Origin of the sequence: Streptomyces sp. SolWspMP-5a-2, from assembly GCF_900091845.1 — a bacterium.
Classification (GTDB): domain Bacteria; phylum Actinomycetota; class Actinomycetes; order Streptomycetales; family Streptomycetaceae; genus Streptomyces; species Streptomyces doudnae.
The window spans coordinates 1-21,691 of record NZ_FMCI01000319.1; the positions used below are offsets into that span (position 1 = coordinate 1).

A 21,691-nucleotide genomic window follows, 5' to 3' on the forward strand; every position below is an offset into this window, starting at 1 on the left:
AGGCACTCCTCGTAGCGGGGCAGCACGCCCGCGGCCTCGGCCCGTGCCAGCGAGGGGGCGGCCCGGTCCCGCCCGGAGAGGACGAACTCCATGTCCTTCGGCCAGGCCACGCCGAGCGCCGGGTCGAACGGGTCGACGGCCAGCTCCCGTTCGGCCCGGTACTCCGTGCTGACCAGGTAGGACATCACGGTGTCGTCCTCCAGGGCGAGGAAGGCGTGCCCGACGCCCACCGGGAGGTACGTGGCCCGGAAGGAGCGGGCGTCCAGTTCGACGACGTCCCACCGGCCGAAGGTCGGGGAGCCCACCCGGATGTCCACCACGACGTCCATCGCCCGCCCCCGCGCGCAGTGCACGTACTTGGTCTGCCCCGGCGGGGTGGTCGTGAAGTGGATACCGCGCAGCACCCCGCGCGCGGACCTGCTGTGGTTGGTCTGCGCCACGGTCAGGCCATGGCCGACGGCGGCCACGAACGCGCCGTGCTGGAGCGGCGAGACGAAGGTGCCGCGCTGGTCGCTGTGCACCTCGGGCGTGAACGAGAAGGCGCCCGTCACGGCGAGCGCGCGGGTCCGCATCCCGGTCACCGCCCGTCGACGACGTCGAGGGCGGGCAGCGGGAAGACCAGCTTCCCCCCGCCGGACAGGAACTCCCGCTCCCGCTCGATGAATCCGTCGCGGTAGATCCACGGCAGGACCAGCAACTGGTCGGGCCCCAGCGCCTTGGCCTCCGCCTCGGAGACGATCGGTATCCCGGTGCCCGGGGTGAGGCAGCCGGCCTTCTCCTCGCTGGGCTCACCGACGCACACCAGGTCGTCCCGGCTCAGCCCGCAGTACTGGAGGATCACGTTCCCCTTGGTCGACGCGCCGTAGCCGACGGTCAGCCGGCCCGCCTTGCGGGAGTCGTCGAGGAACTCCCGCAGCGTGTCCCGCGACCGCGCGGCCCGCTCCGCGAACCGCAGGAACGGAGCGGGACCGTCGAGCCCGAGCGCCGCCTCCCCGGCCCGGATCGCGGCCAGGCCCGCCTCGTCCACCCGGTGCCTGGTGGGGGTCCTGGCGAGCGTGACGTCCAGGCTGCCGCCGTACACGTCGGTCAGCTCCGCCCTGATGACGGTCAGCCCGACCTGTCCCGCCATCCACTCGATCTGCCGCAGGCTGTAGTACGCCAGGTGTTCGTGGCAGACCACGTCGTAGGCGGTGGCCTCCAGCATCGACGGCAGATAGCTCTGCTCGGTCACCCACACCCCGTCGTCGTCCAGGATGTCGCGCACGTCCCGCATGAACTCCAGGGGCCGCGGCAGGTCGTAGAACATCGCGATCGAGGTGACGGCCTTGGCCCGGCGCGTGCCGAACCGCTCGGTGAACGCGTCCTTGGAGAAGAACGACGTCACCAACTCCGCCTGCGGCGGGTACAGATGACGGAACTTCCCGCCGACCGGGTCCACCCCCACCAGATCGGGTCCACCGGCCGGGTACTGCCGCAGCAGGGTGGAGTCGTTGCTGCCGATGTCCACCACCAGGTCACCCGGGCCGGGCGCGACCAGCTTCATGACGGCGTCCACCTTGCCCGCCAGGTGGCGGATCATGAAGGGGCGGATGCCCGAGCGGTAGCCGTACCCCTCGCCGTACATCAGACCGAAGTCGGCGACGTGCCGCAGTTGCACGAGGCCGCAGCCGTCCGGCGCGCACTGCACGAGTTCGAGCGGCACCACGGGGACGGTCTCCTCGCGCGACCGGGGAAAGACACCCGTCAGCGCCTGTGGACCGAGGTCCAGCACGGGCAGCAGCGTGCGGTTGCCGCAGACGCGGCAGCGATCGATGACCACTCGTCCTCCTGGTGGTGACAGCGTGGTGCCGGTGTGGCGGCAGCGCCTTCTTCGCCCGGTCGGCTCCGCGGCAGCCGGTGAGCCGAGACGCTCCCACGGGCGCCTAGAGAATCCGTCGACTCGCCCCCGCACGACCGCCGTTCGGCGGCCGAGGACCGTACGACCGGATCTCCAGACGCCGCTCCTACGGTGAGCGCCACGGGAGGCCGACGGCTCCTTCTGGAAGGGACACCGGCATGAGTGATCTGACCGAGACCGCCACCAGGACCGGGACCGGAGCACCGTCCGGCACCCGCACCGGCGTCCCCGGGCCGCGCGCGGACACCGACTCGCCCGCGCGGTTCAGGCGTTCCGCGCGCGCGATCGGCTCCGGCGCCTGGATGGCCACGGCGGACTTCGCCGGCTGGCTGGCCGAGCGCGCCGCGGCCCACCCGTTCCGGGTCCGCCCGATCGCCTTCGACGACCTGGAGGGCTGGTCCTTCGACCGGACCACGGGCAACCTCGCCCACCGCAGCGGCCGCTTCTTCACCGTGCGCGGACTGCGGGTGCGCACGGGCGAGGGAGCGGCCGCCCGGGAGTGGCAGCAGCCGATCATCGACCAGCCGGAGGTCGGCGTCCTCGGCATCCTGGCCAAGGAGTTCGACGGCGTACTGCACTTCCTGATGCAGGCCAAGATGGAGCCGGGCAACCCCGGACTCGTCCAGCTCTCGCCGACCGTGCAGGCCACCCGCAGCAACTTCACCCGGGCGCACGGCGGCGCGGCCGTCAAGTACCTGACGTACTTCACCGGCGGCGGGCGGCAACGGGTCCTCGCCGACGTCCTCCAGTCCGAACACGGGTCGTGGTTCCTGCGGAAGGCCAACCGGAACGTCATCGTGGAGACCACCGAGGACGTGCCGTCCGACCCGGACTTCTGCTGGCTGACCCTGGGCCAGCTCGGCGAACTCCTGCTCCGGGACAACGTGGTGAACATGGACGCGCGCACCGTACTGGCCTGCGCGCCCCACCTGCGGGCCGACCCCGAGGCGCTGACCTCCGACACCGAACTCCTCTCCTGGGTCACCACGGAGAAGTCCAGGCACCAGGTGCGGGCCGAGCCGGTGCCGCTGGCCCGCACCGAGGGATGGGTGCGGACCGCGTCGGACATCCACCGCCCCGACGGCCGGTTCTTCCGGGTGGTGGCCGTCAGCGCGGAGGCCGCGAACCGCGAAGTGCCGGGCTGGACACAGCCGTTGTTCGAGCCGGTCGGCACCGGGGTGACGGCCTTCCTGGCCGGCCGCTTCGACGGGGTGCCGCATCTGCTGGCGCACGCCCGCACCGAGGGCGGCTTCCTGGAGACGGCCGAACTGGGCCCCACCGTGCAGTGCGTCCCCGACAACTACCGCGGCGGCGCGGAGCACCCGGCGCCACGCTTCCTCGACGCGGTGCTCGGCGCCGACCCCGCCGACCTCCGCTACGCGGCCCTGCACGCGGAGGAGGGCGGCCGGTTCCGCAACGCGGTCAGCCGCCACCTCATCGTGCGCGTCGACGCCGTCGCCGCAGGACTCGCCACCCCGCCGGCCGGCTACCGCTGGGTCACCCCGGGACAGCTCAACTGGCTGGCCCGGCACAGCCGTTACGTGAACGTGCAGGCCCGGTCCCTGCTCGCGGCCCTCAACACCGGGGCGGTGCGGCTGTGACCGGGCCGCTGCGGATCGGGATCATGGGGTGCGCCGACATCGCCCGGCGCAGAATGCTCCCCGCGATGGCCCGCGCGCCGCTGACCGAGGTCGTCGCGGTGGCCGGCCGCGACCCCGCCCGCACGAGGGAACTCGCCGCCGTCCACGGCTGCCGCCCGGTCGACGGCTACGCGGCGCTCCTCGCCGACGACGCGGTCGAGGCGGTGTACGTGCCGCTGCCCGCGTCCCTGCACGCCGAGTGGGCGGAGGCGGCGCTGCGGTCGGGCCGGCACGTGCTGGTGGAGAAGCCGGCGGCGCTGCGCCGCGAGTCGGTGCGGCGGCTGGTGGAGCTGGCGAGCGGCAGCGGGCTGGCCCTGATGGAGAACGTCATGTTCGTCCACCACGGCAGGCACGCCGTCGTCCGCAAGCTCCTCGCCGACCGGGCCATCGGTGAACTGCGCGGGTTCGAGGCGCACTTCACGGTCCCGCGGCGGTCCGAGGACGACATCCGCAGACGGCCCGAGCTGGGCGGCGGCGCCCTGTGGGACACCGGGGTGTATCCGCTGCGCGCCGCCCGGCACTTCCTCGGCTCCGGCCTGCGGGTGGTGGGCGCCTCGCTGGTGCGGGGCCCGGGGCACCGGGTCGACTCGTCGGGTGCGGCGCTGCTCGTCGCGCCGGACGGCACCTGCGCGCACCTGTCCTTCGGCCTCGACCACGCCTACCGCAGCGGGTACGCCCTGTGGGGGACGGGCGGCAGCATCACCGTGGACCGCGCCTTCACGCCGGGGGCCGACCTCTGGACGGAGATCAGGCTCGACGACGGCTCGGAGCCGCGGGTCCTGCGGCAGCCGCCCGAGGACCAGGCGTACAACACCGTGATGGCGTTCGCGGCGGCGGCGCGGGCCGGCGGCACGGCCGACGCGATCTGCCTGGAACAGGCCCGGCTGCTCGACGACGTCCGCGCGGCGGCGGCCCGCACCTGACCGCCTGACCGCCCGAGCGGCCAGCGGGGACGGGCGAGGGGCGGGCGAGCGGGCGGCCGGGAAGCGGGAGAGCGGGACGGGTGAGGGGCGGGACCCGGCCGGGTCCCGCCCCTCACCCGTCGTCGCGGAGCCTCAGTGCGCGGGCTGCGAGACGTCGTCCGCGGCCGGTTCCGCCTCCTCGCCCGCCTTCGCGTCGGGCCGCAGCGAGGGCAGCGCGCACATGAGCAGGAACGCCAGCGCCATGCCGGCCATCACCCACCAGAGGGTGTTGATGAAGGCGTCGACGAAGGCGGCGCCGCTGGCCCGGTCGGCCCTGGAGGCGTCGTCGACGACGGCGAAATAGGCCACCGAGGCCAGTCCGAGGCCGATCGCCATGCCCATCTGGTTGACGGTGTTGGTCAGTCCCGAGGCGGAGCCGGCGTTCTGGAACGGCACGTCGGAGAGGACCGCGCTCATCAGAGGAGCCATGATCATGCCAAGAGCCCAGCCGGCGACGACCAGCACCGGCGCCAGTTCCCAGGTGGTCGTGCTGGTCCCCTGGTGGTCGGCGACCCAGTGGTAGCCGTACAGCCCGACGATCATCAGCAGGGCGCCCGCCTGGAGCACGGCCCGCCCGAACCTCGGCATCAGCACCCGCATCGCCACATTGGTCGACAGCGCCATCGTGGCGCCGAAGAGCAGGCTCGTCAGCGCGGCGTGGATCGCGCTCCAGCCGAGCCCGATCTGCATGTACAGGGCGCCGGTGAGCGAGAAGAGACCGAACGTGGTGCCGAAGGTGAGCTGGACGGCGATACCGGCCGCGAAGCTCTTGATCCTGAACAGCGACAGCTCCACGAGCGGAGTGCGCTCGGCGCGGATCCTGGCCCGCTGGTGCAGCACGAAGACGACGAAGGTGGGCACGCTCAGCGCCATCGCCACGAAGCTCCAAGCGGGCCAGCCCGCCTCCCTGCCCTGCGTGAGCGGGAAGACCAGAAGCAGCAGGCCGAGCGAGGCCAGGGCGACCCCGACCAGGTCGAGACGGACCGCGTGCGGCGCCTTCGACTCGGTCAGATAGCGCTGGCCGAGGATCAGACCGGCGATCCCGATCGGCAGGTTGATCAGGAAGATCGGCCGCCAGCCGAGGCCCAGCAGGTCCCACTCGACGAGCAGCGCGCCGATCACGGGACCGGAGACCGCGCCGATGCCGCTGATCGCGCCGAACAGCCCGTAGACCCGCCCGCTCTCCTCGGGCTTGAAGGTGACCTGGATGATCGACAGCACCTGCGGCACCATCATCGCGGCCATCAGGCCCTGGAGGATCCGCGCCCCGATCAGCATCTCGGGGCCCACGGCCAGCCCCGAGAGGGCGGACGCGGCGGTGAAGCCCAGCATGGAGAGCTGGAAGACCCGCTTGCGGCCCCAGATGTCACCGAGCCGCCCGCCGGTGATCAGACCCACCGCGAACGCGAGGGTGTAACCACCCGTGATCCACTGGATCGCGCTGTACGAAGCGTCGATGTCCCGCTGGATGGTGGGGATCGCGACATTGACGATGGTCGCGTCGACCAGGTCGAGCAGGGACGCGGTCAGAACCACCGCCAGCGCTATCCAGCGGCGCCGGTCATCGGCGGAGGCCGGCGGAGCCTCCTGTACAGGATTCATGGTCCTCGCTCCTGGATTTCTCGTGGGTGGGGGTCCGTCGATCCCGCGGACGTTTTGACGCTAGACCCCATATAGGTCAGGAGACGTCCGTGTTCGCGCCCCCCGCCGCGGTCCCGGTGGAGCCGTCGACGGACTGGCTGGCCCGCGCCCCCAGATCGCGCATGTAGGCCACCAGGGCGGGCGGTTCGTGCACGTCGAACGGACAGCCGATGCTCACCAGGCGGAACGCGAGCCATCCCAGGGAGTCCGCCTGCGTGCGCAGCAGACACCGGCCGCCCGGCAGCTCCTCCAACTCGTCGCCCGTCCCCACGAGACGGTCCTCGACCTCGCCCGCCGGGGCGTGCAGGGTGGCCACGGCCCGGTACAGCGGCGCCAGTCCGGAGAGCTGCCGGGTCACGTACGCGGCGGCGTCCTCGACCGGCAGGTACCGCACAGGACCGCGCACCCCCGTCGGCCGCGGACCGCGGATGCGGTCGACCCGGAACGTCCGCCAGTCCTCCCGTTCGTTGTCGTAGGCCACCAGGTACCAGCGCCGCCCGGTCGGCACCAACCGGTGCGGTTCCACCAGCCGTTGGCTCTCCTGCGGCCGCCCCGGCTCCCGCCCCGGGGCGCCGTACGCCGTCCGGTAGCCGAACCGCAACTGCTCCCGCCCGGCCACCGCTGCGGCCAGCACGGTCAGATGCTCGACGGCGATCCCCGGGGCGTGGCCGGGCAGCGGCACCGTCGCGGCGCCCAGGGCGCTGACCCGCTGCCGCAGCCGCGACGGCAGGACCTGCTCCAGCTTCGCCAGCGCCCGCACGGCGGCCTCCTCGATGCCGTCCACCGCGTGGGCCGCGGTGCGCAGCCCGACGGTGATGGCGACCGCCTCGTCGTCGTCCAGCAGCAGCGGCGGCATGGCGGCGCCCGCGACCAGCCGGTAGCCGCCCACCGCGCCCCGGGTGGCGTGCACCGGGTACCCGAGGTCGCGCAGCCGGTCTATGTCCCGGCGGATGGTGCGCGGGCTGACGGCGAGCCGCTCGGCGAGTTCGCTGCCGGGCCACTCGCGCGGGGTCTGCAACAGGGACAGCAACTTCAGTAATCGCGCTGAGGTCTCGCTCATGACGTCCAGGATCCCAGCAGTCCGGTGGCCGGACGGCGGCCCGTCCGTCGCGGCGGCTCCGACGCCGTCCGGGCCACGGAGGTCATGCTCCCCAGGCGACCGGCAGCGACGTCAGGGTGTGGTTGATCTCCCCGACGTGCCAGGGCAGTTCAGCCTCGGCGACGGCGAGCCGCAGGTCCGGCAGCCGGCCGACCAGGCCGGTCAGCGCGATCTCCATCTCCATCCGGCCCAGGTGCTTGCCGAGGCAGTGGTGGATGCCGTGGCCGAAGGAGAGATGCGGGTTGTGGGCGCGGCCCACGTCGAGCCGGTCCGGGTCCTCGAAGACGGTCCCGTCCCGGTTCGCGGAGGCCAGGGACAGCAGCACGGCGTCGCCCGCCGCGATCCGCACCCCGCCGATCTCCAGGTCCTCGGCCGCGATGCGCGGGAAACCGGAGGTGTCGGTGGCGAACAGGTTGACGTGCCGCAGGAGTTCGTCCACCGCCGTCGGGATGCGCGCGGGCCGCGCGACCAGCGTCTCCCACTGGTCCCGATGCCGGCCGATCAGCGCGAGCACCGAGTTGGCGAGCTGGTTGGCGGTGGTGTCGAATCCGGCGCCGATCAGGGTGAAGCCGAACGTCACCAACTCCGGTTCGCTGAGCCGGTCGCCCTGGTCGCGGGCGGTGATCAGCTCCGACAGCATGTCGTCCGAGGGACTGCTCCGTTTGCGCGCGATCAGCCCGACGATGTACTCGCTCAGTTTCGCGAGCCCCTCCAACGACGCCTCGCCGCCCGCCCGGTCGTCCACGGTGGCGAAGGCGCGGGCCCACCGCTCGAACTGCCGCAGGTCCTCCGGTGGCACACCGAGCAGCTCACCGATCACGGTCAGCGGGAACGGGAGGGTGAGCTGCGGGACGAGGTCCGCGGGCGACCCCTTGGCCTCGATGTCGTCGAGCAGTCCGTCGAGCACCGACTGCACCCGGGGGCGCAGCCGTTCCACCCGGCGCCGGGTGAAGGCGCCCGCCACCAGCTTGCGCAGCCGGGAGTGCTCGGGCGAGTCCATCGAGATGATCATCTCGGGGGTGGTGTACATGGTGCCGCCGATCCGGGGCGCGGCCGGGCCGCAGGCCAGGGCGCGGCTGAGCCGGGGGTCGGCCTGCGCCGCCCGCACGTCCTCGTACCGGGTGACGAGCCAGGCGTCCACCCCGCCCGCCGTCCGTACGCGGGTGACCGGCTCCTCGGTCCGCCAGCGCGCGTAGCGGGGATCGGGGCCCCGGTAGGAGGAGCCTTCGAAGGGGAAGGTCTCGGGGTCTTCGGTCGAGGGCACGGTCGGGACACCTCCGCTGGCGCCGGCTGCCGACGGGCAGGCGGCTGAGGACGTCGAAGAGGGCGTTGCGGACCCGGTCACGACGGATTGTGGATCTTGTCGGCCCAGTGCGGCGAGTCATGGGTGACCCGGCGGGAGCGCGTGAACCACTCGCCGTCCTGGCGGACGAGGACGTCCTCGACCGTCGTGGTCGGCTCGAAGCTCACCTTCCCCGAGGCGTCCGTCATGCTGACCATCGCCTGGTAGGACACCTTCAGCATGTCGTCGGAGTGGGGCTGCGGCTCGATCCGCATCCGGTCGAACCAGTACCGGTAGACGATCCCGTCGTAGTACGCCACGTCCTGGGCCCGCGCCGCACGCGCCGACACCTCACCGACCAGCGGCTTCTCCGGGTCACCCCGGCGGGCCCGCATCTCGGTGAGCAGGGCGCTCCTGCCCTCGATCCGCCACCCGTTGGGCACGTGCTCGATGGAGCCGTCCTCGGTCATGGTCTCCAGGAACTCCTCGAGCCGCCGCTCCTCGAGCAACGGCATCTGCCGGGCGTAGAACTGCAGGACGTCGACGTAGAGTTCTGCGTCGACCCGCCGGGTGCGCTGCGGTGCGTGCATCACTGCTCTCCTCATGGTCTCGGACGGGCACGGGCCGACCTCGGCCGGCGCCCCCACCCTGGCGCGGCCCGCTGGACCTCACCTGGAACCCGGCTCGTGCCCCGCGCTCACTCCGCGGGGCCCGCCAGGACCGCCGCGTAGTTCTTCCTGGCCGCCGTGTCGTACTGGAGCGCCACATGGCTCGTCGCCGCCGTGATGTCCCGCCACAGCCGTTGCAGCGGATGCCGGGCGCCGAGCCCCGCGGTGCCCGCCGCGGAGACCAGCAGCCCCGCGGCCTCCCTGACCGACTCCGCGGCGAAGGTCGCGTTGCGCTCGTTGCGCGCCATGGGGGCGGGTGTGAACAGCCGTTCGTCCAGGACCCGGGTGTTCTCCTCGACGAGGCGCAGCGCGGCGTCGACCCGGCCCGAGGCCCGCACCAGGGCCGATTCGTTGGCCGTGGTGCGCCGTCTGCCGGTGAGCAGCGCGGCGAACGCGGCCAGGGCGCCGGTGCCCGCGCCGAGCACGGGCGCGATGAAGGTGAGCCCGCCGACCGCCTGGAACGGCACGTTGTGGGAGGCGACCGTCGAGTGCGGGTTGCGGCCGGTCATCATGTCGCCCCGCCCGAACGACAGATGGCCGGGGACGGTGGCGGACTCCACCACCACGGTGTGGCTCGCGGTGGCCCTCATCCCGACGCTGTCCCAGTCCGCCCGCACCTGGCAGGCGCCCCGGGGCAGCGCGAAGAAGCGCAGCGCGGGCGGCCCGTCACCCGACTCCACGGCCGCGCACAGCAGCACCCAGTCCGCGAAGTCGATCCCGCTGACGTAGCTCCACCGCCCCCGCAGCCGCCAGCCGTCCCCGGCCTGCTCGGCACGGCCGCCGGGCATCAGACCGGTGGCGATCACGACGTCCTGCCCGCCCTCCCACAGCGCCCGCTGCCCCTCCTGCGGGAGGTGGCAGGCGAACCGCGCCGAGTAGGCGCTGAGCGAGGCGCACCACGCGGTCGCCGGACACGCCTGGCCCAACGCGACCACCGCGCGGGTGAGTTCGGCGAACGAGCCCTCCGCGCCACCCCACCGGGCGGCCACGAAATGCCGGGCGAACCCCGCCTCGCGCAGCCCCTCGACGACCTCGGGAGCGAGCGCGCCCTCCCGGTCCGCGGCCTGTGCCTGCTGGGCGGCCAGTGCGCACAACTTCTCGACGGGAAGGGCCCGTTCGGCCGCCCCTTGCGTCTCCTCGTGCATGGTGTGCCCTTCCTGTCGGCCTGCCGGGTCAGACGGCGTCGGAGAAACGGGCCAGCGTCTCGCCGGGGCTGGAGCCGTCCAGCGCACGGTGGATGTTCCACGCGCCGTCGCCGTGCCGGTGCAGCTTGACGTGCGCCAGGTCGACGCGGGTGCGCCCGTCGCCGGCCGGGGTGAAGTCGACCTCGATCTCGCTGGCCCGGTCGTCGTCGGGGACCGACTGCCAGTGGCCGTCGATGCGCCAGGTCATGGCGAGCCGGTGCGGCGGGTCCCACTCCAGGACGCGCCCCCAGGCGATCTCGTTGCCGTCGACGTCCCACTCGTAGTAGCGGCCGCCCACGAGGGGTTCGAAGGCCAGGCCCGCCCGCTCCTTCTTCACCAGGACGTGCGAGGGCGGCCACCAGTCCGCCGGGCGTTCGGTGAACACCTCGAAGCAGTGCTCCACGGACGCGGCGACGACGACCGACTTCCTGACGTCGGGGATCTCTTCGGGCATCGGACACTCCTCGGCTGGGGGCGGCGGTCGGCCCGCACGTGTGGACCCCGTCCACCCTCGGCCCGCTGCCTCGACGCACCGTCGAACCGGGCTCGACCGGCGCCCGCCTCCAGCCCGTTTCGAGACCCGCGCAAGCGGACGTTGCCACGGTCGTGCGCGGAGGTCCGACCGGCAGACCCCAGGACGGGAGAGCGGCATGACGGACACAGAGCGGCGGGTGGCCCTGGTCACCGGTGCGACCAGTGGGATCGGGCTCGCCGTGACGGAGCTGCTGGCCCGCGGGGGCATGGCGGTGTTCTGCTGCGCGCGCAGCGCCGAGAACGTGCGCGCCCTCGTGAAGCGGCTGCGCGAGGAAGGTTTTGAGGCCGCGGGCACCGCGTGCGACGTCACCTCGACCGAGCAGGTGCGCGCCGCCGTGGCCGCGGCGGTCGACACCTACGGCCCGATCGGCGTGCTGGTCAACAGCGCGGGCCGCAACGGCGGCGGGGAGACCGCCCACCTCGACGACGCCACCTGGCTCGACGTGATCGACACCAACCTGCACGGCGTCTTCCGGGTCACCCGGGAGGTGCTGGCGGCCGGCGGCATGGTCGAGGCGGGCTGGGGCCGGGTGATCAGCATCGCGTCCACCGGCGGCAAACAGGGGGTGGCGCTGGCCGCGCCCTACTCGGCGTCCAAGCACGGCGTGGTCGGCTTCACCAAGGCGGTCGGTCTGGAACTGGCCCGCACCGGCGTCACGGTCAACGCCGTCTGCCCCGGCTTCGTCGAGACGCCCATGGCCGAACGGGTCCGCCAGGGACACGCCGCCTACCACGGCGTCAGCGAGGACGAGATCCGCGCCCGGTTCGAGGCCCGCATCCCGCTCGGCCGCTATGTGACGCCCGAGGAGGTCGCCGGACTCGTCGGCCACCTGGTGACGGACGGCGCCGCGTCGATCACCGCCCAGGCCCTCAACGTCTGCGGCGGGCTCGGCAATTACTGATGACCCCTACCAGCCGAGGCGAGACGATGACATCCAAGGCCGACACCACCCAGGCACCCCCCGACGCGGCCGACTTCCGCGCGACCATGGGCTGTTTCCCCACCGGCGTCACCCTGCTCACCTGCGGGCGCGACGACGACCTGACCGTGATGACCCTCAACAGCCTGACCTCCGTCTCCCTCGACCCGCTGCTGGTCCTGGTCTCCGTCAAGGCGGACGGCAGGATGCGGCCGCGGATCCGGGCCCACGGCGGCTACGCGGTCAACGTCCTCGGCACCGCCCAACGCGACCTGGCCAGGCGGTTCTGCCTGCCCGACCGCCCCGAGGGCGCCCCCGCGGCCCGGCTCCTGGGCGCGGTCACCGGCATCTCCGGCCACGCCGTGGTCCCGTCCGCCGCGGCCTGGCTGGAGTGCGCGCTGCACCGCGAGTTCGAGGCGGGCGACCACGCGCTCCTCGTCGGCCGGGTGCTCGCCGTGTCCGGCGCGGCACCCGGCGGGCGGCCCCTGGTCTTCCACCACGGCGGCTACACGGCGCTGCCCGACACCCGGGGGACCGGCGCATGAGCGCCGTCGCCCCGTTCGGACGGCTGAGCAGGATCGCCGACGGCGTGTACGCCTACGTGCAGGCGCCCGGCGGCTGGTGTCTCAACAACGCGGGGCTCGTCGTCGGCGCGGGCGCCTCCGTGCTGGTGGACACCGCCGCCACCGCGAGCCGCACCGCGCACCTCGCGGACCAGGTCGCCGAGGTCACCGGCGACGGCCCCGACTGGGTCGTGAACACCCACTTCCACGGTGACCACGTCTTCGGCAACGGCCGCTTCACGCCCCGCGCGACCGTCGTCGCCCACGAGGGCACCCGCGCCGACATGGCGGAGGCGGGCCTCGGGCTGCGCGGCCTGTGGCCCGGCGTCGCCTGGGGCGACACCCCGCTCACGCTGCCCACGCTGACCTTCCGCACCGACCTCACCCTGCGTCTCGGCGCGGCCGGACCGAGGGTGGAGCTGCTGCCCGTCGGACCCGCGCACACGGCGACCGACACCGCCGTCTGGGTGCCCCACGCCGAGGCGCTGTTCACCGGCGACGTCGTCTGGTCGGGTGTCACGCCCTACGTTCTGATGGGGTCCGTGGAGGGCTCGCTTTCGGCGCTGTCCCGGCTGCGCGCCCTGCGGCCCCGCGTGGTGGTCCCGGGGCACGGCGCGGTCGGCGGCCCCGAACTGCTCGACCGCACCGAGGAGTACCTGCGGTGGTGCCGACGGCTCGCCGAGGACGGTCTCGCGGCCGGACTCGCCCCGCTCGACGCGGCCCGGCGGGCCGCACCCGGCCCCTACCGCGCGCTCGTCGATCCGGAACGCCTGGTCGGCAACCTCCACCGGGCCTACGCCGAATTGGAGGGGCTGCCGCCGGGGGCCAGGATCGACGTCGCGGGGTCGTTCGAGGAGATGTGCGTCCTGCACGGAGGTCTGCCGGAGTGCCGCGCCTGAACTGCGGGGCGCGGCACCCGGCCCACCCGGCGCTACCGCTGTCCCGGAGTGTTCCTGCGGATGATCCTGGAGCGGGTCAGCAGCGCCCCGCCGGGCTCGCGCACCAGCACGTCGTCCACGGTGTAGGCCGGCTGGAAGGACAGCCCACCGCCCTCAGACTGGGCGACCAGCGTGTAGTAGGAGACGCCCAGGGCGCCGTCCGCGAGCTGTTCGACGAGCAGATGGCCGAACCAGTGCTGGGTCGCCACGCCCTGGTAGCGGGGCAGCCGCGCCCGCATGGCGGCGACCATCTCGTCCCGGCCGCGGGTCCGCCCGCCGTCGGCGTGCACCACCTCGCCGTCCGGGGTGAAGGTGTCGGCGAAGCCGTCGATGTCGAGGGCGTCCGCCCGCCGCATCTGCCGGGCGTAGAACGTCTGGATCTCCGCGTAGAGGTCTCCGGTGACCTCATCAGGGACGGTGCGGTGCTGGGACTGGGCCACGACGGCTCCCCTCGACGATGTACGGGACGCCGTCCACGGTGCCCCAGCCCCCTCCACCCCCGCTGGAGACCAGGTCAACCCAGCCCGCCGACGCACCCCGACCGAGAGGACCCGACATGGACCGCACCCGCACGACCGCGACCCCGGCAGGCACCTGGAGCGAACACCTCGTCGTGGAGGGCCGCTCCTACGCCAGCACCCTGCGCTTCACCGCCAACGGACGGGCCATGATCCTGGCCGGCCCCCGCCCGGGATCGGTCGGCGCGGGCTACTGGCACAGCACGGGTCCCGACACCTTCACGTTCCGGATCGTCGAGCTGGAGTTCGACGCGGACGGGGTCCTCACCGGCTGGGTGGACATCGACCAGGCCGCCGTCCTGCACGGCGACACCTTCACCTGCCACGGCGTCTCCCACGTCTACGACGCGCAGGACCGGCTGCTGGCCACCGTCCACGCCGAGGGCACCTCGACCCGAGCCTGAGCACCCCCGGCCACCCGAACGGGAGCGGGCCGCACACCGTCCGGTGTGCGGCCCGCTCCCTCGGCCGACGGCACGGCCGTCTCAGACGTCCCGTCCGTGCCCCCGCGCCAGCTCCTCCAGGACCGGCACCACCTCCCGCGGCGACGGCATGGCACGCCACCGCGCGTACAGCGCGTCCGCCCCCGCCCGGAACGACGGCTCGCCCAGCAGCCGCAGCAGCCGCCCCCGCATCTCCTCGGCGGACTCCGTCCGGTGATCGAACGTCAACCCGGCCCCGGCGCCGGTCACATAGGGCGCGTACGTCGCCGACTCCAGCCCGTCGGCGGCGATGAGCTGCGGCACCCGGTGCGCCACCGCCGCCATCACCGTGCCGCTGCCCCCGTGGTGCACCACCGCGGAGCAGGTCGGCAGCAACTGGTTGAACGGCACGTAGTCGAGGGCCCGCACGTTCTCCGGGACCCGCTGCCCGGCGAGCTGCGCCGCGTCGAAGGTCGCGACGACGTCCGCGTCCAGGCCGTCCACCATCGCCAGCAGCTTTGTGACCAGCCCCGCGTCGGTGGCGTACTCGCGCCCCGACATGCCGAGCGACAGGGCGACCCGGGGCCGGTCCACCCCCTGATGGAGCCACTCGGGCACGGTGTCCGCCCCCGTGTACGGCACCCGGCGCATCGAGACGGTCGAGGCGGGCGTGGCCAGCCGCAGCGCCTTCGGCGTCGGGTCCAGGGTCAGCTGACCGAGGAGGAGTTCGTCGTCGACCGTCACCCCGTGGCGCAGCGCCGCCCGCGACACCGCCTCCGCGAGCGGCTCCGGGTACCCCGTGCCCTCCTCGCCGCCCTGCCGCAGGTACCGCTGCCTGGCCCAGCCGCAGTAGTCGGGCCCCCACAGATAGCGGGCGTGCGCGGCCCCGGTGACCCGCGCGGCGACGGCCGCGGCCGGCCACATGTCCCACAGCACCAGGTCGGGCCCCCAGGCGCGGGCGAGCGCGACCAGCTCGTCGGTGCCCGCCACGGCCGCGTCAGGCCCGTCACCCGGCGTGTGGAAGATCCTGGTGCCGGCCAGCGCGAAGTAGCTGAACATGAACCAGGCGTGCGCGTCGGCGCCGGTGACGGCCCACGCCTTCGCCAGCCGGTCGCGCTCCTCCTCGGGCAGCACGTAGCCGCCCACCTCCGACAGCACCGGCATCGTCTCCGCCGTGCCCACCGGGACGGCGGTGAGACCTGCCGCCGTGATGGTGTCGACCAGCGCCGGGTGCGAGGCGACCCGCGTCTCGTGCCCCGCGGCCTGCAACGCGCGCGCCAGCGGGACGATCGGGTAGAGATGCGCCGCCATGGGCCAGACGACGAACAGGACACGCATAGGAGACCTCCTCGGTTCTCCCACGGGGCGTTCGGCGCCCGGGGTGGGATCGGCGGACATCTGTGCAGGGGCCGGCGCTCCCCGGCCGCCGTGCGCTCACCAGGGCAGGACGCCCGCGTCCGTGACGAAACGGCCCGTGGGACCGTCCGCGTCCAGCAGGGCGAGCCGCACCTCGATCGCGGCGCCTTCCTCGGCGGTGCGCTCGCCGACCCCGTCGTTGATGTCCGTGGCGACGAACCCGGGGGAGCAGGCGTTCACCTTGATCGCGGTGTCCCGCAGCTCGTTGGCGTACAGCAGGGTCAGCATGTTCAGGGCCGCCTTGGAGACGCTGTACGCCGTGATGGCGGGCATCGCCGACCCGTCGAGCCAGGCCGGAAGACCCATCTCGCTGGAGACGTTGACGATCCGTCCGGCCGCGGAGCGGCGCAGCAGCGGGAGGACGGCGTTCGTCACCGCGGCCACGCCGTGCACGTTCGTCTCGAACGTGGCCCTGAGCTGGTCGGCCCCGACCTGGCTCGGTGGGTTGGCCGGCCACTCGACGTTGACACCGGCGTTGTTGACGAGGATGTCGAGGCGGCCGTGGCGCGCGTCGACGCGCCGGGCGGCCTGCTCGATCAGGCCGGGGTCCGTCACGTCCAGATGCACGAAGTGCGCGTCGGCGCCCCCGGCGCGCAGCCGTTCCACGGCGGCCTCGCCGCGTCCCTCGTCCCGGGCTCCGGCCAGCACCACGGCGCCCAGCGCGCCGAGACGCCGCGCGGTCTCGAACCCGATTCCCTTGTTGGCGCCGGTGATCAGGGCGATCTTGCGGTCAGTAGCCATGCGGGGAGCATCGCAGCGGCGGCTCGTGTCCCTCTGGTGCGTCGCTCACGCACCGCTCGGGGACCGGCCGCCGCCCCGGTCGGGGGCCGGGTCAGGGCCGGTCGCCGGGGAGCACCGCCTCCACGATGCTCTGCACCGAGCGCGTCGGGATCAGCCGGCCGACGCTGAGCCCGGCCTCCGTGAGCAGCCGCGTGTACTCCTCACCGGTCCGCTCCTGGCCGCCCGCCATGACGTGCATGGCGAAGTCGAACGCCTTGCTGGTGTGCGGGACGTCACCGGCCGGGATCACCCGCTCGATCAGCAGCAGCCTGCCGTCCGGCTTCATCGCCTGCCGGCAGCCGCGCAGGATGCGCACCGCGTCCGCGTCGCTCCAGCCGTGCAGCACCGACTTCATCAGGTACAGGTCGCCGCCCGCCGGGAGGTCACCGAAGAGGTCGCCGCCCACCACCTCGCACCGCTCGGTGAGCCCCGCCTCGCCCAGGCAGGTGCGCTCCACCACGTGCGGCAGGTCGAACAGCACCCCGTTGGTCAGCGGGCGCGCCGTGAGGACCGCCGCGAGCAGCGTGCCGTCCCCGCCGCCCACGTCGACGATCCGGCCCGTCCGCGGGAAGTCGTACGCCTCGACGATCGCGCCCCGCTCCACCCGGCTGTGCTCCTGCATGGCCGTGTCGAACGCGGCGCCCTCCTGCGGGTTGTCCCGCAGGAACTCCCAGAACGGCTGCCCGAACGCCGTCGCGAAGGCGCCGTCGCCGGTGCGCAGCGCGTGGTCCGCGTGCTGGAAGGCGCGCGCGGTGATCCGGCCCGACTGGGCGATCGTGGTCCGCACCGAGCGGGGATGGTCCGAGCGCAGGCACGCGCCGACCTCGGTGAGCGCGAACCGTCCGGGCGCCGACTCGGTGAACACCCCGCACCCCGCCAGCGCGCGCAGCATGCTGTGCAGGGTCCCCGCGTCGGTCCCGGTCCGCCGCGCCAATTCCTCGGTGGACCGCTCCTGCCCGGCCAGGAGATCAGCGATCCCCAGCTCGGCGGCGAGGTGGAGGGCCCGCGCGTAGATGAAGCCGTCGCCGAGCGCCAGCAGGCGCAGACTGCCGTCCTGTTCCAGAGCGCTGCTCATCCGCTGTCTCCACTCCTTCGTCCGTGACGGTGGGTCACCAGCGTGCGGGAGAGCGCTCAACGGCGGCTTGAGGGCGGATGCACCGGGTGCGCCCGAGGTCCTGGGCGCCCACCCGGCGGTTCAGGCGTGGGCGCCCACGGTGACGGTCCCGACGGTCAGTTCGGGCTTGCCCTCCAGGACGGCGCCCACCCGCTCGACCTGCTCGTCGAGTGCCGCGAGGTGCGCGCCGGACAGCGGCGCGAGCGGCTCCACGGTGATCTGGATCCGCTTTCCCGACCTGCGCTGGTGCCAGACACCGGCGACCGTGCCGTCGACCAGCAGTACCGGGTAGTTGCCCGCCTGCCCCGACGGCGTCAGCGCCCGCACGGACGCCCGGCCCGGGTAGAGGAGGCCGCGCGGTTGGGCGGCCACCACATAGGCGTCGAAGTACGGAAGGAGCCGCACGCCCCGGTGCGGCTCGGCCGGGATCGCGGTGTCGCCCGCGTTGACCCAGGCGGGGGTGCCCTCGAGGTCGACCTGCTCCAGGTCGCCCTCCATCGCCCGGAACAGACCACTGGCCCACCCGCGGGGCGCGTTGAGCCACTGGGCGAAGTTCTGCGGGGTGGCGGGACCGTAGGCGTGCAGATACCGCTGCACGAGCCGGCGCTGCGCGGTCGGCCCGTCGAGCGGGGTGACGTCGCTGAGGTAGCGCAGCGGGTTGGTGTACGTGACCTTGCGGCCGCGGTTGGGCGCGAAGCACAGCACGCCCCGGTGCGCGGCCAGCGTCATCGCCTGCCGCCAGCGCGGCCACTTGCCCTGGAACGCCTCCATGACCAGGTCGCCCGCCCACGGCCCGGTGGCCGCCACCACCGCCTCGGTGAGCTCGTCGACGGTCAACTCGGCGCTCTCCAGCGACTTCCCGATGGCGGCGACGACCTGTTCCGTCTGGTCCTCGGTCATCTGGACGTCCTTGGGGAACGGACTGGGCGACTGCGGTATGGAGCTGAACGCCCCGATCCACAGCGGGAGATCGGCTGTCGTCAGCAGATGGACGGTGCCGCGCGGACCGTACATCTTCACCAGCTCCCGCCGGTCCCACAGCGCCGCGCGGACCTCGGCGCGGGTGGCGCCCTCGATCCGCAGCGCCACCGACAGTTCGGCCGCCGACAGGATCTGCGCGTGGGCGCCGCACAGGGTGGAGACGATCCCGGCGGGACCTTCCCGCCCCGACGGCGAGACGAGCGAACCCCGGTCCATCCGCCGTAAGGAGACTCCGGGCCACGACAGTCGTGGAGTGTCGGCATTCATGGAAAAATCCCTCCGAACGGGGTCGAGGCTCTCCGCGGCGCGGCGAGTTTAGCAGCGGCGCGACGGCGCCCATGGCGAGGCGGGCCGTCCCCCGACGACCCGCCGCACCATGGGCGGCGACCGGCAACACAGACCCCAAGGGCCGTGCTGCCAGGGGTGGTTGTGCTGCCCCGGCGGGCCCGTCAGGTGCCGGGTGCCGACGGCTGCGGGGCGGTTTCCGCGGGCCGGGCGGCGGCCTTCGGCGGCCGGGGGCGGCTGAAGCGCCGCATCGCCGGGGCCTCCACGCACGTGTACAGCAGCCACGCCAGGACCAGGCTGATCGCCAGCGTCAGCGCCCCGTACCCGAACACCCCGGCCAGGCTCACCGGCTTCGCCCAGTTCTCCGGGTGGACGGCGCCGATCGGTCCGTAGGCGACGACGAGGTAGTGGACCAGATACAGGCTGTAGGAGATCTCCCCGAGCCGGACCAGGGGCCGGCTGCCCAGCACCCTGACCCGGTCGCCCGTGTCCGCCCGCGCGAGCGCGCCGATCAGCAGCGCCAGCGGCAGCGAGGTCGCGGCCACCCGGTCGAAGACGCCCGGCAGATGTGCCCCGGCGACGAACGCCACCACCGCGAGGGCCAGCGCCGGGACCACCCCGAACGGGAGCCTGCGGCCGCGCATGACGATCAGCGCCGTCAGCACTCCGAGGGCGAACTCCAGGAGCCGGGTGACGGGGAAGTAGTAGGTGAACCAGACCGCCCACCAGTGGTCGTTCGTCAACGGCATCGTCGGCCGCGCGGGCAGCAGCCCCGCCACCAGCGGCACGAGCGCGATCAGGACGGCCGTACCCGCCAGCCACCGCCACAGATGCCCCGGCCTGATCCCGCGCGCCACCCGCAGCAGCAGCGGGAACGACAGATAGAAAAGCAGCTCACAGGCGAGCGACCAACTCGGTGCGTTGCCACCGTAGTTGATGACCGCGTCCTGCTCCGGTATCCAGCTCTGCACCAGGAAGACCGTCGGCACGGTGTTGATGGCGGTGATCGGCACGCTCGCCGACAGCATCAGCAGCAGCGCCGCCGCCAGGGTCACCAGATGGTTGGGGAAGATCTTCACCAGCCGTCTGCGCCAGAAGCGCCGCGCGGTGTCCTCGGGGCGGCTCACCCAGGTGAGGATGAAACCGCTCAGCACGAAGAAGAACGACACCCCGACGTTTCCCGCGGCTTCGACGTAACGCTGTGCGTCGTGCGCCCGGGTGCCGCCGAGCCGGGGGATCAGCGCGATCCCCACATGACAGACCAGCACCATGCAGGCGGCCAGGAACCTGGCACCGGTGAGCGCGGGCAACCGGGACCGTTCGATGGCGGTCGTCGACGCCGTCATGGCGCCTCCTTTGCATCCAGTGAGGACGTCAGGGCCGACGACCCTGGCGAAGCGACGACACGAGCCCCTCCAGGACGGGCACGATGTCGCCTGGGCTCGGTACGGCGAGCCAGTCGCGGCGCAGTTCCTCGGCGGCGTCCTGGAACGCGGGCTCGGTCAGGACCCGCACCAGGCTCTTGCGCATCTCGGTGGTGGACGTCCGCGGGCCGACGGTCAGGCCGGCTCCGTAGTCGTGAACGTACCGCGCGTTGCCCGCGTACGCCGCTGTCGCGTCCGCCACGACGAACTGCGGGACCCCGTGCGCGACCGCCGCCATCAACGTCCCGATGCCGCCGTGGTGGACGATCGCCGCACACGTGGGCAGCAGCAGCCCCAGCGGCAGGTAGCTGACCGTGCGCACGTTCTCCGGCAGCGGACCGTCCCCCAGTTGCGAAGCGTCGACCGTCGCCACCACGTCGACGTCGAGTCCTGACACCACCTCCAGCAGATCCGCGACCAGCGCGCGGTCGTTGCGGTACGCGCGCTGCGTGGTGCCCAGCGACACCGCCAGCCGGGGCCGCCCGGACGACTCGTACAGCCACGGCGGCACCACGCCGGGCCCGCCGTAGGGGATCCGCCGCACCGGCACCCGGCGTCCCGGCGCCCGCACCTGCATGCCGGGCAGCATCGGGTCCACCGTGAACTGGCCCAGCAGCAGCTCCTCGTCGACCGGGACCCCGTACCGCTCGGCGCTCGGCCGCACCAGCTCCGTCACGGGATCGGCGAGCCCCGCCGACCGCAGCGCCGCCCGGCCCCGGGAGGTCCGGTCCGCGGCCCAGCCGACGAAATCGTGCCCCCACAGGATCCGCGCGTGCGCCGCGCCGACCGCACGCGCCGCCACCGCCCCCGACGGCCAGTTCGGGTCCCACAGCACCAGGTCGGGACGCCACGCGCGCGCCGCCGACACCAGCGCGTCCACCCCCGCCCAACGCTCCTCGGGCGCCCCCTCCTCCGGGTGGAAGATCCGCGAGGAGGCGTAGGTGTAGGTGCTGAACGTCCCCCACACCGGGTCGTCGGCGGAGAGCGCGAGCGCCTCGGTGAGCCGCGCCCGGTGCTCCTCGGGGAGGAGGAAGTCAGCGACCGCGGACGGCGACGGCACGCTCTGCGGGGAGCCGAGCGCCACCGCGTCGAACCCGGCCGCGGTGATCACTTCGGCCAGGTCGGGATGCGAGGCGATCCGGACCTCGTGTCCCGCGCCCTGGAGCGCCCAGGCCGGCGGCAGCGCGGGATAGAGATGGGCCGGCAGGGGCCACACGACGATCAGGACACGCATTCGGATCTCCTCCGGGCGGACGGCGACGGCGCTGAAGGACCGTCGTCGGTCAGGCGGGCACGCACTCGACGATGGACATCAGGGACGGCGTGGTCAGGATCCGGCTGACGGTGAAGCCGCCCCGGCCGAGGATGTCCTCGAACTCCGCCTGGGTGCGCTCCTTGCCGTCCACCACCGCGAGCATCGACA

At 73.3% G+C, this 21,691-nt stretch carries 21 protein-coding genes; 6 read left to right on the plus strand and 15 right to left on the minus strand.

Annotated features, from left to right (window positions below):
• Positions 1-572 (minus strand): dTDP-4-dehydrorhamnose 3,5-epimerase family protein (locus GA0115242_RS31500; RefSeq protein WP_107461544.1); only part of this gene is annotated, 572 nt, incomplete at its 3' end.
• A 5-nt stretch (positions 573-577) separates the two neighbouring features.
• On the minus strand, positions 578-1,819 hold the full coding sequence (locus GA0115242_RS31505) for a class I SAM-dependent methyltransferase (RefSeq protein ID WP_093834552.1): 1,242 nt from the start codon (positions 1,817-1,819) through the stop codon (positions 578-580).
• Between the two features lie 236 nt (positions 1,820-2,055).
• On the opposite strand from GA0115242_RS31505, the gene GA0115242_RS31510 reads away from it, so the two are divergent.
• On the plus strand, positions 2,056-3,498 hold the full coding sequence (locus GA0115242_RS31510; protein WP_093834554.1) for an NDP-hexose 2,3-dehydratase family protein: 1,443 nt from the start codon (positions 2,056-2,058) through the stop codon (positions 3,496-3,498).
• Positions 3,495-4,460, plus strand: coding sequence for a Gfo/Idh/MocA family protein (locus tag GA0115242_RS31515; protein ID WP_256089802.1), 966 nt, complete (start codon positions 3,495-3,497; stop codon positions 4,458-4,460). The genes GA0115242_RS31510 and GA0115242_RS31515 overlap by 4 nt, the downstream gene beginning before the upstream one ends.
• 132 nt (positions 4,461-4,592) lie before the next feature.
• Here GA0115242_RS31515 and GA0115242_RS31520 read toward each other — a convergent pair whose 3' ends face one another.
• From GA0115242_RS31520 to GA0115242_RS31545, 6 genes are all read right to left on the minus strand, one after another.
• Complete coding sequence (locus GA0115242_RS31520) at positions 4,593-6,101, minus strand: MFS transporter (RefSeq protein ID WP_093834556.1); 1,509 nt, start codon at positions 6,099-6,101, stop codon at positions 4,593-4,595.
• Between the two features lie 76 nt (positions 6,102-6,177).
• Positions 6,178-7,200, minus strand: coding sequence for a helix-turn-helix transcriptional regulator (locus GA0115242_RS31525; protein WP_093834558.1), 1,023 nt, complete (start codon positions 7,198-7,200; stop codon positions 6,178-6,180).
• Positions 7,201-7,282: 82 nt separating this feature from the next.
• A complete protein-coding gene (locus GA0115242_RS31530) occupies positions 7,283-8,503 on the minus strand; it encodes a cytochrome P450 (RefSeq protein ID WP_093834560.1) in 1,221 nt (406 codons plus the stop codon).
• 77 nt (positions 8,504-8,580) lie between these two features.
• Positions 8,581-9,111, minus strand: a complete 531-nt coding sequence (locus tag GA0115242_RS31535; protein WP_093834562.1) for a nuclear transport factor 2 family protein — start codon at positions 9,109-9,111, stop codon at positions 8,581-8,583.
• 107 nt (positions 9,112-9,218) lie between these two features.
• The gene (locus GA0115242_RS31540) at positions 9,219-10,334 is read right to left on the minus strand and encodes an acyl-CoA dehydrogenase family protein (RefSeq protein WP_093834564.1); all 1,116 of its coding nucleotides are present in this window, start codon (positions 10,332-10,334) and stop codon (positions 9,219-9,221) included.
• A gap of 28 nt (positions 10,335-10,362) precedes the next feature.
• Entirely contained in the window at positions 10,363-10,827 is a 465-nt protein-coding gene (locus GA0115242_RS31545) for an SRPBCC family protein (protein ID WP_093834566.1), read from the minus strand.
• A gap of 196 nt (positions 10,828-11,023) precedes the next feature.
• Here GA0115242_RS31545 and GA0115242_RS31550 point away from each other — a divergent pair, with 196 nt between their 5' ends.
• Genes GA0115242_RS31550 through GA0115242_RS31560 form a run of 3 tightly spaced genes read left to right on the plus strand, consistent with a single transcriptional unit; the run spans position 11,024 to position 13,289 of the window.
• The gene (locus tag GA0115242_RS31550) at positions 11,024-11,809 is read left to right on the plus strand and encodes an SDR family NAD(P)-dependent oxidoreductase (protein ID WP_093834568.1); all 786 of its coding nucleotides are present in this window, start codon (positions 11,024-11,026) and stop codon (positions 11,807-11,809) included.
• A 26-nt stretch (positions 11,810-11,835) separates the two neighbouring features.
• Positions 11,836-12,372, plus strand: a complete 537-nt coding sequence (locus tag GA0115242_RS31555; RefSeq protein WP_161353381.1) for a flavin reductase family protein — start codon at positions 11,836-11,838, stop codon at positions 12,370-12,372.
• Positions 12,369-13,289: an MBL fold metallo-hydrolase gene (locus GA0115242_RS31560; protein ID WP_093834572.1), complete on the plus strand. Its 921-nt coding sequence runs from the start codon at positions 12,369-12,371 to the stop codon at positions 13,287-13,289. The genes GA0115242_RS31555 and GA0115242_RS31560 overlap by 4 nt, the downstream gene beginning before the upstream one ends.
• Positions 13,290-13,321: 32 nt before the next feature.
• On the opposite strand, the gene GA0115242_RS31565 is transcribed toward GA0115242_RS31560, so the two are convergent.
• On the minus strand, positions 13,322-13,768 hold the full coding sequence (locus tag GA0115242_RS31565; protein ID WP_256089803.1) for a nuclear transport factor 2 family protein: 447 nt from the start codon (positions 13,766-13,768) through the stop codon (positions 13,322-13,324).
• A 116-nt stretch (positions 13,769-13,884) separates the two neighbouring features.
• On the opposite strand from GA0115242_RS31565, the gene GA0115242_RS31570 reads away from it, so the two are divergent.
• The gene (locus GA0115242_RS31570; RefSeq protein WP_093834574.1) at positions 13,885-14,250 is read left to right on the plus strand and encodes a hypothetical protein; all 366 of its coding nucleotides are present in this window, start codon (positions 13,885-13,887) and stop codon (positions 14,248-14,250) included.
• Between the two features lie 81 nt (positions 14,251-14,331).
• On the opposite strand, the gene GA0115242_RS31575 is transcribed toward GA0115242_RS31570, so the two are convergent.
• The 6 genes from GA0115242_RS31575 to GA0115242_RS31600 all read right to left on the minus strand — a co-directional run bounded on the left by GA0115242_RS31575 (position 14,332) and on the right by GA0115242_RS31600 (position 21,502).
• Positions 14,332-15,606: a nucleotide disphospho-sugar-binding domain-containing protein gene (locus GA0115242_RS31575; protein ID WP_093834576.1), complete on the minus strand. Its 1,275-nt coding sequence runs from the start codon at positions 15,604-15,606 to the stop codon at positions 14,332-14,334.
• Positions 15,607-15,702: 96 nt separating this feature from the next.
• On the minus strand, positions 15,703-16,425 hold the full coding sequence (locus tag GA0115242_RS31580; RefSeq protein WP_093834578.1) for an SDR family oxidoreductase: 723 nt from the start codon (positions 16,423-16,425) through the stop codon (positions 15,703-15,705).
• A 91-nt stretch (positions 16,426-16,516) separates the two neighbouring features.
• Positions 16,517-17,539 carry a methyltransferase gene (locus GA0115242_RS31585; protein ID WP_202556070.1) on the minus strand — a complete coding sequence of 341 codons (1,023 nt, stop codon included), beginning with the start codon at positions 17,537-17,539 and terminating at the stop codon, positions 16,517-16,519.
• A gap of 120 nt (positions 17,540-17,659) precedes the next feature.
• Positions 17,660-18,775 carry a winged helix DNA-binding domain-containing protein gene (locus GA0115242_RS31590; protein WP_237549413.1) on the minus strand — a complete coding sequence of 372 codons (1,116 nt, stop codon included), beginning with the start codon at positions 18,773-18,775 and terminating at the stop codon, positions 17,660-17,662.
• A gap of 233 nt (positions 18,776-19,008) precedes the next feature.
• Complete coding sequence (locus GA0115242_RS31595; RefSeq protein ID WP_093834582.1) at positions 19,009-20,190, minus strand: acyltransferase family protein; 1,182 nt, start codon at positions 20,188-20,190, stop codon at positions 19,009-19,011.
• Positions 20,191-20,218: 28 nt separating this feature from the next.
• Complete coding sequence (locus GA0115242_RS31600) at positions 20,219-21,502, minus strand: nucleotide disphospho-sugar-binding domain-containing protein (protein WP_093834584.1); 1,284 nt, start codon at positions 21,500-21,502, stop codon at positions 20,219-20,221.
• Positions 21,503-21,691 lie beyond the last annotated feature (189 nt).

What these genes read in the sequence shown, in the direction of transcription:
- GA0115242_RS31520 (WP_093834556.1), bottom strand. Translation starts at nt 6,101, where the DNA reads ATGAATCCTGTACAGGAGGCTCCGCCGGCCTCCGCCGATGACCGGCGC.
- GA0115242_RS31590 (WP_237549413.1), bottom strand. Translation starts at nt 18,775, where the DNA reads ATGGACCGGGGTTCGCTCGTCTCGCCGTCGGGGCGGGAAGGTCCCGCC.
- GA0115242_RS31560 (WP_093834572.1), top strand. Translation starts at nt 12,369, where the DNA reads ATGAGCGCCGTCGCCCCGTTCGGACGGCTGAGCAGGATCGCCGACGGC.
- GA0115242_RS31525 (WP_093834558.1), bottom strand. Translation starts at nt 7,200, where the DNA reads ATGAGCGAGACCTCAGCGCGATTACTGAAGTTGCTGTCCCTGTTGCAG.
- GA0115242_RS31585 (WP_202556070.1), bottom strand. Translation starts at nt 17,539, where the DNA reads ATGAGCAGCGCTCTGGAACAGGACGGCAGTCTGCGCCTGCTGGCGCTC.
- GA0115242_RS31510 (WP_093834554.1), top strand. Translation starts at nt 2,056, where the DNA reads ATGAGTGATCTGACCGAGACCGCCACCAGGACCGGGACCGGAGCACCG.
- GA0115242_RS31545 (WP_093834566.1), bottom strand. Translation starts at nt 10,827, where the DNA reads ATGCCCGAAGAGATCCCCGACGTCAGGAAGTCGGTCGTCGTCGCCGCG.
- GA0115242_RS31555 (WP_161353381.1), top strand. Translation starts at nt 11,836, where the DNA reads ATGACATCCAAGGCCGACACCACCCAGGCACCCCCCGACGCGGCCGAC.
- GA0115242_RS31535 (WP_093834562.1), bottom strand. Translation starts at nt 9,111, where the DNA reads ATGCACGCACCGCAGCGCACCCGGCGGGTCGACGCAGAACTCTACGTC.
- GA0115242_RS31595 (WP_093834582.1), bottom strand. Translation starts at nt 20,190, where the DNA reads ATGACGGCGTCGACGACCGCCATCGAACGGTCCCGGTTGCCCGCGCTC.
- GA0115242_RS31570 (WP_093834574.1), top strand. Translation starts at nt 13,885, where the DNA reads ATGGACCGCACCCGCACGACCGCGACCCCGGCAGGCACCTGGAGCGAA.
- GA0115242_RS31580 (WP_093834578.1), bottom strand. Translation starts at nt 16,425, where the DNA reads ATGGCTACTGACCGCAAGATCGCCCTGATCACCGGCGCCAACAAGGGA.
- GA0115242_RS31540 (WP_093834564.1), bottom strand. Translation starts at nt 10,334, where the DNA reads ATGCACGAGGAGACGCAAGGGGCGGCCGAACGGGCCCTTCCCGTCGAG.
- GA0115242_RS31575 (WP_093834576.1), bottom strand. Translation starts at nt 15,606, where the DNA reads ATGCGTGTCCTGTTCGTCGTCTGGCCCATGGCGGCGCATCTCTACCCG.
- GA0115242_RS31600 (WP_093834584.1), bottom strand. Translation starts at nt 21,502, where the DNA reads ATGCGTGTCCTGATCGTCGTGTGGCCCCTGCCGGCCCATCTCTATCCC.
- GA0115242_RS31550 (WP_093834568.1), top strand. Translation starts at nt 11,024, where the DNA reads ATGACGGACACAGAGCGGCGGGTGGCCCTGGTCACCGGTGCGACCAGT.